The organism is Flavobacterium macrobrachii, from assembly GCF_014486675.1.
In the GTDB taxonomy this organism is placed as follows: domain Bacteria; phylum Bacteroidota; class Bacteroidia; order Flavobacteriales; family Flavobacteriaceae; genus Flavobacterium; species Flavobacterium macrobrachii.
On record NZ_JACTAC010000067.1, the window covers coordinates 1 to 20,385 of the forward strand.

General features: G+C 34.5%; 9 protein-coding genes. 8 read left to right on the top strand and 1 reads right to left on the bottom strand.

Going from position 1 to position 20,385, the window contains the following annotated elements:
• The first annotated feature begins 1,414 nt into the window (after window positions 1–1,414).
• The 3 genes from IAI56_RS12875 to IAI56_RS12885 all read left to right on the top strand — a co-directional run bounded on the left by IAI56_RS12875 (window position 1,415) and on the right by IAI56_RS12885 (window position 4,847).
• On the top strand, window positions 1,415–1,933 hold the full coding sequence (locus IAI56_RS12875; protein ID WP_187658257.1) for a fasciclin domain-containing protein: 519 nt from the start codon (window positions 1,415–1,417) through the stop codon (window positions 1,931–1,933).
• A gap of 180 nt (window positions 1,934–2,113) precedes the next feature.
• The gene (locus IAI56_RS12880; RefSeq protein ID WP_187658258.1) at window positions 2,114–3,232 is read left to right on the top strand and encodes a vWA domain-containing protein; all 1,119 of its coding nucleotides are present in this window, start codon (window positions 2,114–2,116) and stop codon (window positions 3,230–3,232) included.
• Between the two features lie 151 nt (window positions 3,233–3,383).
• Entirely contained in the window at window positions 3,384–4,847 is a 1,464-nt protein-coding gene (locus IAI56_RS12885; RefSeq protein ID WP_187658259.1) for a MoxR family ATPase, read from the top strand.
• 329 nt (window positions 4,848–5,176) lie between these two features.
• Here IAI56_RS12885 and IAI56_RS12890 read toward each other — a convergent pair whose 3' ends face one another.
• Window positions 5,177–8,383 (bottom strand): hypothetical protein, encoded by a 3,207-nt coding sequence (locus IAI56_RS12890; RefSeq protein ID WP_187658260.1) that lies wholly within the window; start codon window positions 8,381–8,383, stop codon window positions 5,177–5,179.
• Window positions 8,384–8,590: 207 nt separating this feature from the next.
• Between IAI56_RS12890 and IAI56_RS12895 the strand changes: the two genes are divergently transcribed.
• From IAI56_RS12895 to IAI56_RS12915, 5 genes are all read left to right on the top strand, one after another.
• Window positions 8,591–13,783, top strand: coding sequence for a T9SS type B sorting domain-containing protein (locus IAI56_RS12895; RefSeq protein ID WP_187658261.1), 5,193 nt, complete (start codon window positions 8,591–8,593; stop codon window positions 13,781–13,783).
• Window positions 13,784–13,795: 12 nt separating this feature from the next.
• On the top strand, window positions 13,796–14,713 hold the full coding sequence (locus IAI56_RS12900; protein WP_187658262.1) for a PorP/SprF family type IX secretion system membrane protein: 918 nt from the start codon (window positions 13,796–13,798) through the stop codon (window positions 14,711–14,713).
• A 20-nt stretch (window positions 14,714–14,733) separates the two neighbouring features.
• Window positions 14,734–16,599, top strand: a complete 1,866-nt coding sequence (locus IAI56_RS12905; RefSeq protein ID WP_187658263.1) for an OmpA family protein — start codon at window positions 14,734–14,736, stop codon at window positions 16,597–16,599.
• Between the two features lie 44 nt (window positions 16,600–16,643).
• On the top strand, window positions 16,644–17,924 hold the full coding sequence (locus tag IAI56_RS12910; RefSeq protein WP_187658264.1) for a hypothetical protein: 1,281 nt from the start codon (window positions 16,644–16,646) through the stop codon (window positions 17,922–17,924).
• A 184-nt stretch (window positions 17,925–18,108) separates the two neighbouring features.
• Window positions 18,109–20,385, top strand: a 2,277-nt coding sequence (locus IAI56_RS12915; RefSeq protein WP_187658265.1) for a lamin tail domain-containing protein, incomplete at its 3' end; no start/stop codon positions are given.

A 20,385-nucleotide genomic window follows, 5' to 3' on the forward strand; every position in this document is an offset into this window, starting at 1 on the left:
ACTTTTTATAAATATTTTAAAATTTTAGTTTTTTATTGAGGTTGTGCAACAGTTACCTTTGTTTGCAGTAATGAAAATTGTATCGAGAAGCCTTAGTAGAACCATCATCCTCCATTCGTCACTTCGAGTGATTTTCACTACTTCAAACGCCAGTTTATTATTCTAAAAATAGTATCGAGAAGCCTAAGTAGAACCATCATCCTCCAACCGTCACTTCGAGTAATTTTTAGAATAAGAAACGCCAGTTTATTATTCTAAAAATAGTATCGAGAAGCCTCACAACCACAACCATCCTGCAACCGTCACTTCGAGTGATTTTTAAAACAGCAAACGCCAGTTTGTTATTTTTAAAAATAGTATCGAGTAGCCTAAGTAGAACCATCATCCTCAATTCGTCACTTCGAGTGATTTTCACTACTTCAAACGCTAGTTTGGAGTAGTGAAAATAGTATCGAGAAGCACCAATAATATAAAAATTTCACTTATCAACACATTTTTACATTTCACAAAACCCAATAAAAGTTAATAAATACAATTGAAAAGTAGAGCGGTCAAAAGAAAGTTAGTATTCACAACACAATTAATAAATATAATTAACACAATAAGCAATTATAAGTGTTTATAAAACATGTCATTTTTGTTAATAATTCAGCTTTTTTGTTAAAAACTAAACTTTTAACTTCATCTATTTAATGCTATGTTTGTAGTATTCTTTTTCACAAAAGAAATACACCAAATTAATTTAAAAAACACTAACAATGAAGACCCAAGAAAAAAATAGCCGCCAGTATAAGTATTTAAAATATGTCAGTAAAACTATTAAAGATTTGCATTACCACTAGTGATATAGCTCGTATAGAAGGCTGTTCACAGCGTACAGCATCTCAAAAAATGACTGATATGAAAGTCTTCTACGGCAAAACAGAGAAACGTTATAAAGTAACGTTTAGAGATTATGCAAATTATACAAAAATTCCTTTAGAAGAATTAGAGCAATACCGCTACTAACGAATCGTTGTCTCTTCTTTCAAAATCCACCAAAGACCACTACGGTATAGTTTGAATAGAGTTATTTCAAATAAGCTTATTCGCTATACAACATCTCAAATACTTTTAATAGTATTATACCAGCTCCACCTTTCCAAATCATGGACAAGCAAGGCATAAATGAGCAACCATTTAGCACTTGTTAAACCACAATAGTCCATTTTTAAAAACAAACCACCAAACACCACAACCAATTTTCCTTTACCAATTGGTTGTTTATCAGCTAATCCCTTGATAATGATAGAGTAGTAGGAGTTCGTTTTACTTCTTAACAAAACACAATTATATGTTAATCAAAAAGCAATAGTAAGGAAAAGAAGTAAATTTGTTTAAGTTTTAATATAAATAATTAAACAAAAAGAACAACATGAACACAATCAAAAAAACAATGCTATCGTTATTCGTAGTAGCCATGACTACAACTGGATGGGCACAAAAAGACAAGAACGTTGTAGAAAACGCTGTAGGTTCTAAAGACCACACTACACTAGTAGCGGCAGTTAAAGCTGCTGGACTAGTAGAAACACTTACTGGAAAAGGACCTTTTACCGTGTTTGCCCCAACCAATGCTGCATTTGCTAAGTTGCCAAAAGGTACAGTAGAAACACTATTGAAACCAGAAAACAAAGCTAAACTACAAGCGGTTTTAACGTATCATGTAGTAGCAGGAAACATTGACAGCAAAGCATTAGTAGCCGCTATCAAAAAAGGAAATGGAAAAGCATCGGTTAAAACAGTACAAGGTGGTACTCTGGTTGCTACACTAGACGGAAGTAATGTAATCATTACGGATGAAAATGGAAATAAAGCAACGGTAACCGCAGTAGATATTACTTCGTCAAATGGTGTTATTCATGTATTGGACTCTGTCGTTTTACCTAAATAATTTAATTTTTTTGTTATTGGAAAGTTCCCGCCTCGTGTGGGAATTTTTTATTATAAGAAGTTAGTGATGGGTTGCGGTAAGTTCTAAAGTGTCAATGCTACTATCGATTTGTACACATTTAACGAATTATTAATAGTTGTTACCAACTCAAGTTGTTTCTTTTTTATCTACTTTTAGTCTATGGATAATAAAACTAGAAAAGGTTTCTTTTTTAAGCCCTATGAAGCTCCGTTTCAAACGCCTTTTGACAAACTGTTTGATATTTTTAAAGAACTAATCATTTATACTTCAGGCGATTTTGACGAAGCCATCGATTGGTTGCGCCAGTTGGATGTAGAATACAAACTGACGGATGAGAACTATACCATTGATGATTTTATAGAAGATTTAAAGAAGAAAGGCTACATCCGCGAGGAACTAAAAGACGATGGAACGCAAGGCACTGGCATCACGGCTAAAACAGAACGTGCCATCCGCCAAAATGCACTAGACCAGATATTCGGTAACTTGAAACGAGCCGGTAATGGCAACCACAAAACCAAATATTCTGGCAGTGGTGACGAACAAACAGGTGATTTCAGAGAATACCACTTTGGCGACAGTCTTGAGAGCATTTCGCTCACGGAGAGTTTAAAGAATGCCCAAATCAATAACGGTTCCGAGGAGTTTCGCTTAACCGAGAATGATTTGATTGTAGAAGAAGCCAAGTTCAAAGCCCAAATGAGCACCGTGTTGATGATAGACATCAGCCACAGCATGATACTCTATGGCGAAGACAGAATTACGCCTGCCAAGAAAGTAGCGATGGCACTAGCAGAACTCATCACAACGCGCTATCCAAAAGACACCATTGATATATTGGTTTTTGGTAACGATGCTTGGCCTATTAGCATCAAGGAATTACCGTATTTGAAAGTGGGTCCATATCACACGAATACCGTTGCCGGCTTACAACTAGCAATGGACATGCTGCGCCGCAAAAGAAACACCAACAAACAAATCTTCATGATTACCGATGGGAAACCCAGTTGCGTTCGAGAAAAGAATGGCGAGTACTACATGAACTCCAACGGACTAGACCAATACATAGTGGAACAATGCTACAACCAAGCGGCACAAGCCAGGAAGTTGCACATTCCCATCACTACGTTTATGATTGCTAACGATCCCTATTTGCAGCAATTCGTCAACCGTTTCACCGAAGCCAACCAAGGAAAAGCCTTCTACACGGGATTGAAAGGTTTAGGTGAAATGATTTTTGAGGATTATGAAGCGAATAGGAAGAAGAGGGTGAAGTAGTGGGCAGTCGCAGTGTTCAGTCGCAGTTTTCAGTCGCAGTGGGCAGTTAGGAGTTGAGAGAATAGACGGATAGATAATAGACAGTACTTAGTGGACTTTGCGTAAAACCTTAGTGAGCTTTGTGGTTAAATAAAAACAATAAAAAACATTCATGAAAATAGAAAACATAACAACCTTCGGGGAATTAAAGAAAACAGGATATACCTCTAAACGCATTAAAGACGAGTTGAGAGACAACTTGCGAACCAAGATAAAAGCAGGTGAAACTACCTTTGATGGTGTGCATGGATTTGAGAATAGTGTTATTCCAGAGTTGGAGCGCGCTATCTTGTCTAGACACAACATCAACTTATTGGGTTTGCGCGGTCAAGCCAAAACACGTTTGGCAAGGAAGATGGTGGAATTGTTGGACGAGTACATTCCCGTTGTAGCAGGTTCAGAGATTAATGATGATCCATTCCATCCGATTTCTCGCTTTGCCAAAGATTTGCTGGCAGAGCAAGGCGATGCTACCCCAATTACTTGGTTACACAGAAGTGAACGTTTCTCAGAGAAACTCGCCACACCTGATGTTACCGTTGCCGATTTGATTGGTGATGTTGATCCCATCAAAGCGGCTAACTTAAAACTGTCCTATGCTGATGATAGAGTGATACACTTTGGGATGATACCAAGAGCGAACCGTTGTATCTTTGTCATTAACGAATTACCTGATTTACAAGCTAGAATTCAAGTAGCGTTGTTCAATATTCTACAGGAAGGCGATATTCAAATCCGTGGGTTTAAGCTCCGTATGCCATTGGACATGCAATTTGTGTTTACCGCCAATCCAGAAGATTATACCAACCGTGGAAGCATTGTCACTCCATTAAAAGATAGAATTGGTTCCCAGATATTAACTCACTATCCTGAAACAGTAGCCATTGCAAGAACCATCACCCAACAAGAAGCGCGCCTAAACGAAGAACAATCGAAAGCGGTGTATGTGCCTAGTTTAGCCAAAGATTTAATAGAACAAATAGCGTTTGAAGCTAGAGAAAGCGAATATATCGATAACAAAAGTGGTGTGAGTGCCAGAATGACCATCACAGCATTTGAAAACCTGATTAGCACAGCAGAACGCAGGGCTTTAAAAGCAGGAAATGATACAACAACAGTCCGTTTATCTGACTTTATGGGAATTATTCCAGCACTAACAGGCAAAGTAGAGTTGGTTTATGAAGGCGAGCAAGAAGGAGCAGCTGCGGTGGCACAACATTTAATTAGTGATGCCATTCATACCTTCTTTCCCGCTTATTTTCCAAAGATTGAAAAACTAGAAAAGGATATAGATTCTAGTCCGTATGCCAAAATTCTCGAATGGTTCTTTGCTGAAACGGGTTTTGAACTACTCGACGATGCTTCCGATGAGGAATATAGAAAGCAGTTGGATGCTGTGCAACCCTTAGAAGATTTAATTAAGAACTACCAACCAACAATAGCACCTGAGGATAAATACTTCTTAAAAGAATTTGTACTCTGGGGTTTAGTTGAATATGATAAATTGAGCAAAGATAGAGTAGATGTAGGCTATCAGTTTAAAGATTTGTATAGCAGTTATATTAATAAATTATAATCAAGAAACTGAAAGTTAATTTAAAATAGAACGAAAGCATATTTTAGTAATGGATTTTTTATGTAGAGAAATTAGAAGATAGCGAATGAATTATTGATTAAGGAAGAATTAGTATATAGAAAAAAGCAAACGGCAGTGACGCAATTAAGATAATTTTCTTTATGCAATGATTGTCACTACATGATATAAAGTAAAAAGAAGTACATTTTAAGCTAACAATACAAAAATTGTACAAATATTAAAATTAATAATGCTTAAACTTCTGATTAACATTGTTTTTAAGAATTTTCTTTTGACCTCGACTGGGAACCGATGCAAGGATTCCATCGTTAAAAGATAATCTTCTTATAAACAATCATTCCATTGTGTAGTTTAATCTTTAAAATATATTTATTGTTTGTATTGATTAATTTTGGTATTTCAATGTAGTTATTGAAAATGTTGTTAAAAGATTCTATTTGTTTACCAGTAATGTCATAAATGACTACATCAGATAAAATTTCTACAGTTGATTTTATATGTATTTTTCCTTTTGTCCAAATTAATATTGTATCATACCAGTTGGTTTCACTTGTGTTAAGATTTGAAGTGTTTTTGTATTTTATCAAAAATCTATCTGTAAAACTTCCTTGTTCAGAATAAAATGTATAGGGATTTTGTCTTAAGTTATGAACTGTGTTGGTATAATTATCTTCAAGAAAAATGTCCTGACTACTATTGCTGAATAATCCATCAGTCATGGCTAATGCTATTGTATATGTGCCACTCTCCAAAATATCTACTCCCATAGGGACTACATCATTATCATCAAATGGTAATTCTCTTCCTTGTATTACAAATTTATCTTCTTCATTTACAGTGTAAAGCTTAAATGTATTGTCGCTTTTGGTCGTTGCATCATACAGATTATCCTTTTGCATTGTTGCACCAGTAACATAGCCAAACATAGTTCTTCCGCCTGGTTGATCTTGTTTAATTATATCTAGCCAAATTCTATTAAGTTCTGGATTTTCAGTTGCTGTAGTTGTATTAGTCAATCTAAAAAAATTAGTTCCAGTTGAATTCAAATAGGCTTTGTTTCGAAGATTATTTGTAAAGGTAACATTTGTACTTGATGTTGGACCATCAATCATAGTTACAAAAAAACCTTGTCCTGCGCCTAAAAAATAATCAGGATTTGGACTAGCTAAATTTCCAGTTAAATTGAACGGGATATAGTCTAATGGATTATAGTTATAAACGAAATTATCGTAGAAAGGTGAATTTATTAATGCAGGTAAGAAACCATGTGTCCAGATGTAAAGAGCACCTGTTAGTGCAGAGTTATTATTTATTAAAAAGTCTCTAGAGCTAATAGACGATGAATATGGGTTTCCAATTAAATTCCAATTATCATCTAAATTAGTTACCTGAACACCATTGGAAAGGGTATAATTGGCTCCAGTATTATTTCCTCTAAAAATAGTAGTGGATATATCTCCATTTCTAGGAGACCCAAAAAAAGGAACTTCTAAGTTTTGATTAGCAGAATTATTAAAAGAGCTTGGACCACTAATAATATAACCTTGGGCAGCATTCATATTTCCTGAGGCTGTTTGCCAGTTACCTTGTGTGCCATTCGAATTGTTTACAGTGGTATTCCATATATATTTCAAACCGTTTGATGGATGGCTATTCAGGTTGAAATTATTCACCGGTGAAGACCAATAAACGTAGTCCGATCTTCTTTGTTGTGCTATTCGTTTGTACGTGATATTTCCTGTATTTGAAACATTATTAACTTGAATTAAACTGCTATTGTTTTCAAAAGTTGCCGTTCCTGATATGTTTTTAAACTCATCTTTAACTCGTAAAATTTCACCATTATTTACTAATAAATTTCCACCGTTGATTGTCAAATCATTGTAAACATCTACAACACCTCCTAATGTTTTAGTTCCAGTACCCGAAAGTTCTAAAAATCCATAATCATAATCATTTGTCTTGTTTGTTGTAGCTATTACTTGGGATGTTCCTGCATATTCAACAACGCTGTTATCATTAATATCATGTGTTGTATAATTTGTTGGGAAAGAATTACTGCCGCCAATTTTTAACTTTGCTTCAGCTGCTATAGACAATGTTCCTCCTGAAGCATTTCTATTAATGGTTTTGTCTGTTATATCAAAAACACCTGTAGCGATGGTAAGGTTTCCATTCACCGTTTTATTGCTTTGCAATGTGATAGTATTTCCGTTATTAATAGTTAAATTATTTAAAACCGTTGAGGTGTTAGGTAATTCCAAATCAGTAGTTAATCCAGCTATATGAGGACTGTAGAGCACATTAAAAGAAGTACCAGCTGGTGTCGCGGAAATGGTTCCTCCCGTTCTGTCAATAGTACTTCCGTTTGTCATGGTAAATGACTGTCCATTTAAATTAAACAGGCCATTTTTAAGGTACAAAGTTGTTCCAATCGATTTTGCGCTTTGTAATGTTACACCTGCTGTATTATCGATGGTTAGTGTTTTTAATATAGCTCCTGTTGAAGGCCAAGAAGTATATCCCGAAGGAATACCACAAGAGCCATTTATAGTAAATTGAGGTGAAGTTCCATTATATATTTCGTGCAAAGCCGTTGGGCCTGAAGTAGTCTTGTAGTAAAACCTATTTCTAACTGCTCCAATATTATCATGAACTAAAATAGTGCTGTATGTTTGTTCCACTCCGTTTCCAAGAAAAAAAACACCACATTCGCAAAGTGAAGCAGACACATTACCAGACCATGTACCGCCAGAAATGATTAAATCTTTTTCCACTTCTATTTTTACTATACTTGTATTGTCCAAAGAGCTACTATTCCATGCAAAAGAACCTCCAGATTGTATAAAATTCCCTTTAACTCTAATAGTATGAGTACCTCCAACAGGACCACCATTTTTGAGGAAAAAATCACCTCCGATAAGTCTGAAATCATTTCGAACCGTCATTATTCTTGAAACATTGTTATCAAAGGTAACAGAAGATGCACTTCCACCTTCCACCCACACATCCCAAAAGCTTTGATTGAGATTGTTTTGTAGGCTATTTTTAATTTTTAATATTGATCCATCTTTCCAAGTTATCGATGGTAAAGAACCTCCAGCTACATTATGTTCGTAGACTCCAGTGCTTTCACAATCCACAGTAGCACCTGGATTTATTGTCATAGTAGTTAACGATGATATTCTCTCGTATGTACCATTTATGATTAAATCTGTACCAGTTCCATTTACAATCGTTAGTCCGTTGGTAGCCAACACAATTTTACCTCCTAAGTCTATGATCGTTTGATCTATTGAAGTATTTGAATTGATAGTAACGGTGTGCGTATTGCAAATAGTAATAGCCCCATCTGTATTTGATGGCACTTGACCAGATGTAGCATTAATCCAGGTTGTGCCATTGAATCTTTGCCAAGTATTGAAATCGCTCCACACTCCAGACTGTTTTGAACGGTAAGCTATTTGAGAAAAAAGTATTGAAGGTAGAAATAGTATTACTAAAAAACACTTCATAGAACAATTAGTTAATTTCATAATTCAAATGTGGTTTTAAGATAAAAAATAATAAAAAAATCATTTATTTTTATTATTGTGTGCTATAAATTTAATTGAAACATTAATACTTGTGAAATTTATTATATTTATTTTCATTTTGTAATGAATTGTAATGAGTGTTCTTCACTATTTTTACCCACTATTTTACCAATAATAAAATTAATTATGAAAAAAGGTGTTTATCTTTCGTTTATTTTCTTGTTTAATTGTTTTTTTAGTTTTAGTCAAGTTTTTTCAAATTCCAGTGTCAGTACTGCAGGTTCTTGGAATGGAACATTAACAAAAACGATTACTGTTTCAGGTCTTTCAAATTTGAATGCTGGAGTTTTTGAATTAGTACAAGTTAATCTTCACATGGGTGATGATGCTAATACAAGAAATTACAATACTTATAAAATAACCTTAACTAAAGGAACAACTTCTATTGATTTGGTCGCAACCGGAGGATTACCAAATTCTCAAATCAAACAGATAAATACAAAATTTAGGTTTAATCAATATTTGAGAAGACTTTTTGAGCACGGAGGAACTGCTGAACCATTTAATATTGGTTATTATCGTTCTCAAGATAATTATACAGCATTTAATGGTATTGATCCCAATGGAGTATGGACAGTAACAATAACTGAGACATCTTCAGCTACTGGAGGTCGATTTAATAATGTTGATTTAGTTTTTAAATCTCCTTATACTGTTCAAGATTATACATCACTTACTAGTTATGATAATTGTTCTACTCCTTATTGTTTGGGTACTGCCGAGATTATAGTAGCTTCTAACAATGAATTTACAAATCAAGCAGGAGATATGTTTAATCCAAATACAGTTTCATGTAATTGGAATGCAGCACAAAATAATTCAGCTTGGTTTAAATTTAGAGCGGCTCAAACTTCATTGGGAATAACGATTTCAGGTATTACTGGTAATTTACAAATTTTAGCTATTGATGCCGGAATTGACAACAATCCATGTACTTCTTCAGATAATATAGTGTTAAGCGGTGGTTGTCCTACATCATCTGTAAATGACACTTACTCTTCACCCCAATATACAAATGGTTCCACAAAGAATAATCAATTAAATTTAAGTGGATTGACTATTGGAAAGTTTTATTATTTCATAGTTGATGGTTCTGGTGCCTCTGTTTCTCCCTTTTATATTGAAACTAAAGGTACTTCATTAGACTGTTCTAATTGTCAATTAAATGCAGTAGTAGGAACAAATAGTCCTGTTTGTGAAAATCAAAGTTTAAATCTAACATGCAATGATGGTGTTTCATGGGCTTGGACTGGGCCAAACGGTTTTACAAGCAGTAGTCAAAATCCAACAATTAATAATGTTACTCAAGCTTCTGCGGGCACTTATACTGTAGTTGTTACTGATATTAATGGTTGTTCAGATACTAAATCGATAAATGTTGTCATTAGCACATCAGTAATACCAACCTTTAACACCCCAAGTCCAGTTTGTACTGGTTCAACATTAAACCCTCTTCCTACTATTTCAAACAATGGGATAGAGGGAAGCTGGAGTCCTGCTTTAAATAATGCTGCTACAACAACTTATACATTCAATCCTGATGCAGGACAATGTGCAACTTCTACTACAATTACTATAACAGTAAATAATTGTGATTTTGGAGCTTATGCTACTGCAATATGGATGGATGATTGTACAGATTTGGGTGATGGTAAATTTTATAATACAACCGGTTCTGGAACTGATTTAGTTAATCAAGAACCGGGGAATACTTTTATAAAAGACTTTGGGGTGCATCTTGCTAACTCTTCTTCTTTGATGCTAAGGGGTGCTGAAGTGAAAACTTTCAAAAATGGAGGAACCAATGTTTGTGGTGCCAAAATGTATTACCGCTTTTATTTAACTTCGGGTATTGCAGGCACTTTTACATCAAGAAATTTATCTTTTTTTAGTGAATGTAATACAGGTACAAATGAATTTATAAATGGCGGTGGACCGTGTATTGCAGGTCAGCAAAAATGGCAATGCGTATCACAAACTGGTTGTGATACTCCTGTAAATTTAACCACAGTTCCTCCTGGAGATTATACATTAGAAGTTTATTACGATGTTACAGGTGATTTTAATTCTACCTCTCAATGTGATGATACAATTATATTAAATAATGGAGGTACTAATTACAAAGCTAATTTTAGTATAATAGCATCACCAACATTAAGCATCTCTAATCCAACAACTTGTAACGGAACAAATGGAAGCATTACCATTTCAGGTTTAACTGCAAATGAAGTATATGCACTAAGTTATAATTTTAATTCAACACCGATTGGCCCTATTAATTTTAATACAAACAATAATGGGGAAATTCTAATTCCTAATTTAGGGATTGGTACCTATTCTAATTTTAGTTTTGTTATCAATAGTTGCAATACAATTTTATCCTCAAGTGTTTCTTTACAAAACCCAATAATTACTCCTGTTTTTAGTACACCTGATCCATTTTGTTTTAGCGAAACTATTCCGGAGACTGTTTTACCTTCAACTTCAAATAATGGAATTGCAGGAAATTGGTCACCAGCTATAAACAATACAGCAACTACAAACTATACATTTACACCTAATGCAGGCCAATGTGCTAACTCTACCAATTTATCAGTTGTCATTAATCCAGAGATTACCGGAACAACAAATTCAAATCCAAATACGGTTTGTAATGCAAGTTCAACAGATTGTACTCCTTCAGGGACACATGTCGTAATTAATGAAGTGATGCATTTCCCTTTAACGGCACAAGGATTGGTTGTGAATGGGACTGAGTACATAGAACTTTATAACCCAACATGTTCTCCCATAGATTTATCATGTTATACTATTGCTACAGCAGCAAAACCAAACTCAAATCCTGGAAGTACTCTTTCAAGAGGCGGAACGATACTAATTCCTTCTGGGACTATCTTGGCACCAAAATCACATTATGTTATTGGCACTTCTACCTCTTCATCAAATATTGCCAATATTGATTACAACACCACTTTGACATCAAACTACTGTGTTATTAATCAATTTGTGTTAGCCAATGGAGACGGATGGATATCTTTAAATGATTCAAATGGAACTCCATTGGATGCCATCTATTGGACTGTAGGAGCTAATGAAAGTTCAAAAATTACAACCGATGACGATTTAGATGATGCTCCATGTATACCTTCATCTTTAGGTGCTTGTAATACAGGTAGTTTGACATTATTGTCTGCAAAAGAAATTCATCAATTAAATCCTTCCTTAATTAATTATGTTGGACAAACTACACTTCAAGGATTAAGTTCAACAGGAAATACATTTAGCAGAATACCTGATGGTGCAGCTTGGCAAAGAGATATCCCTGGAAGTATTAATTTAATAAATTGTAACAATGGTAGTTGTGATACATCACCTATTTCTTCATGTAATGGAACTGCAACAGTAACTGTTACAGAAGGTTCTGGGAATTATAGTTATTTATGGAATGATCCACAAGCTCAAACCACAGCAACAGCCACTAATTTATGTGCTGGAAGTTACTGTGTAACTGTAACCGATTTGGATACCAATTGTACACAACAATTCTGTGTTACAGTAAATGATGACATTACAAATATAACCCCAACATTTTCTTTTGGAACTACTTTAAGTATTTGTTCTGGAGGTGTTGTTCCAACATTGCCTACAACATCAAGTAATTCTATCACAGGAACATGGTCGCCAGCTATAGTTGATAATGCCAATAACGGAACGTATACTTTTACACCAGACGCAGGCCAATGTGCTACCACTACAACATTTACTGTAACAGTTACACCACAAACAATACCAACATTTAGTTTTGGAACGGCTTCAACTATTTGTTCTGGAGGTACGGTACCAACCTTGCCTTTACTATCTGATAATTCAATTAGTGGTTCTTGGTTACCAGCTGTAGTGGATAACGCCAATAACGGTATCTATACCTTTACGCCAGATACTGGCCAATGTGCTACTACCACTACGTTTACTGTAACCATTACTCCACAAACAACACCAATTTTTAGTTTTGGAACCAGTTTGACAGCCTGTCAAGGAGATGTTTCTGCACAAGTATTGTTGCCTACTTTATCGGATAATTCTATTTCTGGTTCTTGGAATCCATCTACAATTGATTATTCATTACTTGGACAAACGATTTATACTTTTACAACTAATGCAGGCCAATGTGCTACTTCTACCACTTTAACAGTTACTATAACACCCCAAACCACACCAATATTTTCTTTTGGAACTTCTTTAAGCATTTGTTCCGCAGGAGTTGTTCCGACATTACCTACTACTTCCGGTAATTCTATTACTGGAGTATGGTCGCCAAGTGTTGTTGATAATGTTAATAACGGAACGTATACATTTACACCTGATTCAGGTCAATGCGCTAATGAGACCACATTTACGGTAACTATAACTCCTCAAACAACACCAACATTTACATTTGGAACTTCTGTAAGCCTTTGTTCAGGAGGAGTTGTTCCGACATTACCTACTACTTCCGGTAATTCTATTACTGGAGTATGGTCGCCAAGTGTTGTTGATAATGTTAATAACGGAACGTATACATTTACACCTGATTCAGGTCAATGTGCTAATGAGACCACATTTACGGTAACTATAACTCCTCAAACAACACCAACATTTACATTTGGAACTTCATTGACAGCCTGTCAAGGAGATGTTTCAACACAAGTATTGTTGCCAAATTTATCTAATAATTCTGTTTCTGGTTCTTGGAATCCATCTACAATTGACTATTCAATAGTAGGACAAACAGTTTATACTTTTACTCCTAATGCTGGACAATGCGCGCTTAATACTACTTTAACAGTTACCATTAACCCAACTCCACAATTTACAATTACTGGAGGTTGTGATGGTGAAGATTATGTTTTACAAATTGCACAGCAAAACCAAGATATTATTGATGTAAAATGGTATTATAATAATGACTTAATTGGTCAAGGCAACTCTGTAGTCATTACTGACGAAGGAGTTTTCACAGCTGTAGCTACCAATGCAAACAATTGTGAAAGTAGCGCTGATATTACTATAACTAATTCATTTTGTTCTATACCAAAAGGAGTTTCTGCTAATAATGATGGAGATAATGACTTCTTTGAATTATCTAATTTGGATGTCAAAAAACTTCAGATATTCAATCGCTATGGGATGGTAATTTATACTAAAAACAATTATACCAATGAGTGGGGAGGACAATCTGATACTGGAGATCAAGTTCCTGACGGAACTTACTATTACGTTATTGAACAACGCTCTGGTAAAGTTAAGACAGGTTGGGTTTATTTAATCAGACAACGTTAAAAATCAAATAAAATGAAGAATATATATATCATTGCCATAGTAGCTCTATCGTTGTTTACTGAGGTACAAGCACAGCAAGATCCACATTACACCCAGTATATGTATAATATGAGTGTTATAAATCCGGCTTATGCTGGTTCCAAAGAGGGAATTTCGGGTGGAGTTTTATACAGAAAACAATGGGTTGAGATAGAAGATGCACCTAGCACAGGAACTTTTTTCCTTCACAGTCCGGCAGGTAAAAATGTTGGATTAGGTTTTTCAGCTATCAATGATAAAATTGGTCCAGTAGAAGAAACAAATTTATACGGAGATTTCTCATATACATTAAATTTAGGTGGTGAACACAAACTAGCTTTCGGATTGAAAGCTGGTTTGACCTTGCATAAAGTAGATTTTGATGTAATTAGACCAACGTTGCCAAATCCAGCTGATGAAGCCTTTGGACAAAATCCTAATGCTACATTTTTTAACCTTGGTACAGGAGTTTTCTATTATACTAATAAATATTATTTAGCATTCTCAATGCCAAATATGCTAAAATCAAATTATTTAGACTTTGATGGTAGACAATATGGAACAGAGGAATTGCATTATTTTTTAACAGGAGGTTATGTGTTTGATTTAAATCCAAACTTAAAATTCAAACCATTTGCTATGCTTAAATCTTCTGTAAACGCACCGATGTCAGTTGATATATCAACTAATTTTATGATTTATGACAAGTTAGAATTAGGAGCAACCTATAGGTTAGAGGACTCTTTTGGAGCTATGGTAAACTTTGCTATAACGCCAAATTTGAGAATAGGATATGCCTATGATCATATTGTGTCCGATTTAAATGTGGCTACACCTGCTTCACATGAGGTAATGCTTTTATTTGATATAAATTTCTCGAAAAAAGTATCCCAATCACCTAGATATTTCTAACCCATAAAGCAATCTAAAAAATGAAAAATCTATATATAACATTAAGTTTTGTAGCCCTAACCATTACAGTTTCGGCACAAAATGCAGCCACCAAAACAGCCGATAAATTGTACAATAGACTCGAGTATGTTGATGCAGCAAAAGAATACTTAAAACTTGTTGAGAACGGTAAGGCCGATGGTTATGTTTACAAACAATTAGCCGATACTTATTACAACATGTTCAATACTACAGAAGCGGTTAAATGGTATGCCAAAGCAACAGAAACTCCTCAAGATGCAGAAACCTATTATCGTTATGCACAAATGTTGAAAGGCAATGGCAAATATGAAGAGGCAAACAAACAAATGCAAAAATTTGCTGCGGCTGCACCAAATGATGACCGAGCCAAAGTTTTTAAAGCAAATCCTAATTATATTCCGAGTTTATTAGACAAGGCAAAAATGTATAATGTAAATTCATTAGAGGTAAGCGGAGATAAATCAGATTTTGGAGCCGTTCTTTATGATAACAGTTTATATTTTACAAGCGCCAGAAACACTGCTAGAAAAAGCTATGGCTGGACAGACGAGCCATTTTTAGACATTTATAAAGCCGATTATAATGCTGATGGTACAATTACAAATGTGATTGGTGTTAGTACATTAAACTCAAAATATCATGACGGTTCATTAACAATGAGTGCCGATGGAAATACAGTTTACTTTTCTAGTGAAAGTTTTAGAGAAAGTTCTTTTGAGAAAGATAAAGCCAATAAATTAAAACTAGGAAGGAATAATCTTTTTAAAGCGACTAAAAATGGAGATTCATGGGTAGATATTACTTCTTTGCCATTTAATAGTAAAGAATTTTCAACGAGCAATCCAAGTCTAAGCAGAGATGGAAAAACATTGTATTTTTCTTCAGACAGACCAGGAAGTATTGGTGGAATAGATATCTGGAAAGTTGCAGTGAATGCTGATGGTACTTATGGTGAACCACAAAATTTAGGGAACAAAGTAAATACAGAAGGCAACGAAAGTTTCCCTTTTATTGCAGATGACAACAAAACTTTATTCTTTGCTTCAAGCGGAAGACAAGGATTTGGAGGCTTAGACGTTTTTCAAATCGATTTAACAGGAGGTGAAGCTAGTAATTTAGGAAAACCAGTAAACACTGAAAAAGACGATTTTGCTTTTACATTCAATGAAAGTAAAAAAGTTGGATTTTTATCAAGCAATCGAAATGGGAATGACGATATCTTCGGCGCAATACCAGTTTGTGTTGTGGATGTTTTAACAGTAGTTACCGATGCCAAAACGGGTGCAATCTTATCCAACGCTAGCGTATCAATCCTAGATGATAAGAAAAACCTAATCAAAACCGAAATGTCCAATGCCAAAGGTGAAGTAAAATACAGATTGGAATGTGATAAGCCATACGTGGTTCAAGTTTCAAAAGATGGTTATGAAGGAAACACCTTTGCTGTAGCAAAAAGTAAAGGACCAACAGCCAGAGTAGATGCAGCATTACATCCTATCGATGTAATTGTTACACCAACAGAAATTGTATTAAAACCAATCTTCTTCGAGTATAACAAAAGTAATATCACACAAGAAGGTGCATTTGAGTTAGACAAACTGGTCCAAGTAATGAAAAATAATGACCAGTTAGTTATTCTAGCTAAATCTCATACGGATAATAGAGGAACTGACAGATACAATATTAATTTATCTGATAGAAGAGCAAAATCAACAGCTCAATACATCATATCTAGAGGAATTGAAGCAGGTAGAATTTCAGGAAAAGGAATGGGTGAGTTAGAGCCAAAAGTTGATTGTGGTGCTGATTGTACTGAAGAACAACATGCTCAAAACAGACGCTCTGAATTTTTGATTGTGAAGTAAAAAATTAAATTTATATTTGTTGTCAAAAGAAACTAACATCTCTTATGACGTTTAAACAATTTTATTTACTTAGTTTATTTGGAATTACTTTTTCAATAGCCTCATATTTGTTTTTTTTATGGCTTTCTCACTCTAATAAGAACAAACAAAATAGCTTTTACAAAGAGATAAATCAAGGATTATTGTTTATAATATTTGCAATTCTTTCATGGTCTGTAGTAGCCATATATAAAATTTTTGACTTAAAAGAGTTTACGTTATCCTATATTATAAATGACAGGATATTATCCTCAATGAATAATCTTTTTCTTTTTTTAAGTTTGGCATTTTTCCCGATTAAAAAGAAAAATAGGTTTACTTTATATTTTGTTAAAAAGGAGAAGTGGGTCATAAATGTTTTTATCGTTTTTTCCTTAGTAATTAGTTTCTTTACTATAACTGATAAAGTTAGTGATAGTTTTAATTTTATCTCGAGGTTACTTATAGTTGGATTAGACTCTATATTCTCCATAGTTTGTTTATCTGCAATTGGATATATTCTTTATCAATCTTATAAGGAGTTAGGTTTTGGAAAATGGATGTTAACCTATATTACGATAGTGATATCAATGTTTTCATTAACGCAAATATTATTGCCTTTATCCAAAATGCTTCCAGGAGCACTAAGTCTTTTTTATCCTTATTTTTTAGCTTTTTTTATAATTTGTTTATCGCAGTTTGTTTTTCTTATTGCTACTTACTATTCTGTTTTGTATTTTTCATTAACTAATAAGTCTTCTTTGGAAAATAATATTATAAAAGATAAGAATACAAATTCTCAAGAGATTTCTGAGGTCTTAAAAGTTGAAATAGGCTATAATCAAGATAAGAAACTATTTTATTTGACTTTAACATTTATAGATGAGTTTCAAAAAGAGTATACCGAAACAAATGAAAATTCTAAATTATTGCAGCCTTTGTTATATTGGATGCTATTTTCTTATGCTAAGAAGCAAAATGTTATGCTAACTCATCAAGATATGGCAATTGCAAAATTTAGAATGGTAGATTATTGGAATAAAGAAAGTGATTTTAAACTTACCCAAGAGTTGTTGTTTTTCAATGAAAGTGGGCATTTTGAATTAAAGATAAATGGGCAAAATATTACAATAAACGATATGATTTTCCTAAAATCAAAATTGTCAGTAAAAGAATTATTTAAAAAGTATTTTATTTGTTTTGTACCTTCTGATGTAAAAACTGCACAACAATTATATAATAAGAAAAACGCGGATAAATATTTATTAGAACATTTTGAAGGTTTTTATTTTAATATTTCTGAATAAAATTAGTAATTACTAGGATTATTTTGTTCTTCTTTGTGTTTTTTTAAAGCAATGAAATTCAATTAATTAAAAATTACATTTCCTTACATTTATTACCTGAAACATTTTATTGCATTTAATTTTTATGGTATTTTTCAAAAAAAAATATATTTGATTTATTAAATATATCCAAATTCTACATCAAATGCCATTTTTAAGCTTTATAAAAAAAAATCTACTATTCTTTTTACTCATTTCATTTACTTTCTCAGTAAATGCTCAGGTTGTTATTAATGAGTTAATGGTTCGTCCACCAGGAACTGTAAATACACCTCCGAACGGACTAATTTATAATAGTAGTCAAGAGTATATAGAACTTTATAATAGGGGTTGTTTGCCTATTAATGTTTCTGGTTATTTTATTGCTATGAAACAAACCATTGGTACAATAAATACTGGTGGTACAATCAGAATTCCAAATGTTGCTGCTGCCACTATACCTGTTGGTGGACATATAGTTTTAGCTTCGGCAAATCCTGCAGGAGCTGCACTTGGAAATGTTGATATTCCTTTAGCGGCAGCAGATTATTGTTTGTATAATGGGAATTTTGTACTCGCAAATACTGATGGATGGTGTGCGCTTTATGATGCATCTGGTGTAGCTATTGACTGTGTTTATTGGTCATCAAGTGCCGCTAATCTTACGTCAAACGCCTCTGATTATAACACAGGTCCGTTATGTTTGCCAACAGGAAGTCCTGCAGTTACTTTACAAACACCTTTTCAATTAAACACTTCAAATCCAACAATTGTAAGATATGGAGGTGCAAATCCTTCCACAGGGAGTCCTTTAAGTAGACAACAAGATGGTTCAGTTACTTGGGTTCAAAATTTATCATCATCAATTAATTCGGGCTCTGCAACCGGTAATTGCAATGGAGGTACTTGCGTTACTCCACCATTGCCAGCTGCCCCAATTGTAACAACGCCAGTTAATTATTGCCAAAATGCAGTGGCCAGTCCATTATCAGCTACACCTATTGTTGGTGGCACATTAAATTGGTACGGGACTAACTCGTCTGGTGGTACTGCTAGTTCTACTGCTCCAACTCCTTCTACTGCTACTGTAGGCCTAACTACTTTTTATGTTAGTCAAACTGTAGGTGGATGTGAAAGCCCAAGAGCTGCAATAGTGGTAAATGTTACTGCATCTTCGAGTAGTGTAATAAGCTGTGGAACTTCAACGACTACATCAGTTATTTTTAATTGGACTGCAGCAACTGGCGCTACAGGATATACTGTTTCATATCAAGTAAATACTGCAACACCCGTAAATGTTGGCGCAATAGGTAATGTATTTACCTACACTATTAACTCTTTAAATTCTGGAGATAATGTAACAATTACAGTTACTCCAACAGGTGGAGTTGCAACATGTTTTACTGCTTCTACTTTTTCCTGTGCTACATTGGTTAACAATGCCTGTGGTGCTTGTGCAACTCCAACTTGTCCGATAGTCGGAGTGTCAAGTTATGCCAATTTGAATTTTTCTGCAGGTTCTTGTAATACATGGACACCACAAGCTACAAATACCACACTTACGAATTATTATTTGGTAACATCAGATTCCTCTGGTTTTCTTGGAATAGCTCAACAGGCTACTAGTACTCCTGGATGTATTGTGCGTTCTACTGTTATTAGACCTCTTGCAACCTCTTGTAATATTGCGACTACTATTTCACCATCTGTTACAAATGCAAACGGTGTTGCCTCTGGTTTTAATCCTGAATGGTATGGATTAACTCCGAACACACAATATGTTGTTGTAGAGACGGTAGTTTTGAGTGCTACATGTTTTCTAACTTCACTATGTACCAACTATTACGGATGTTCAACACCAAGTGCGCCAACAGTTGGTTCGATAACACAACCAACATGTACTACAGCCACAGGAAGTTTTCAAATCACAGGATATAATGCTGCAAACACTTATATCTTTAACCCAGGAGTTGTAAGTATTTCAGCAACAGGATTGGTAACGGCCAATGCGAACACTTATACTTTTACAGTTACCAATGCATCTGGTTGTACATCACCTTCATCGACCAACATTATAGTAAGTGCTCAACCAAGTACGCCAAGTGCGCCAACAGTTGGTGCGATAACGCAACCTACGTGTACTACAGCCACAGGAAGTTTTCAAATCACAGGATACAATGCTGCAAACACCTATACTTTTAATCCAGGAGTTGTAAGTATTTCAGCAACAGGATTGGTAACTGCTAATGCGAACACTTATACTTTTACAGTTACCAATGCATCTGGTTGTACCTCACCATCATCGGCCAACATTGTAGTAAATGCTCAACCAAGTACGCCAAGTGCGCCAACAGTTGGTGCGATAATACAACCAACATGTACAACAGCCACAGGAAGTTTTCAAATCACAGGATATAATGCTGCAAATACTTATACATTTAAC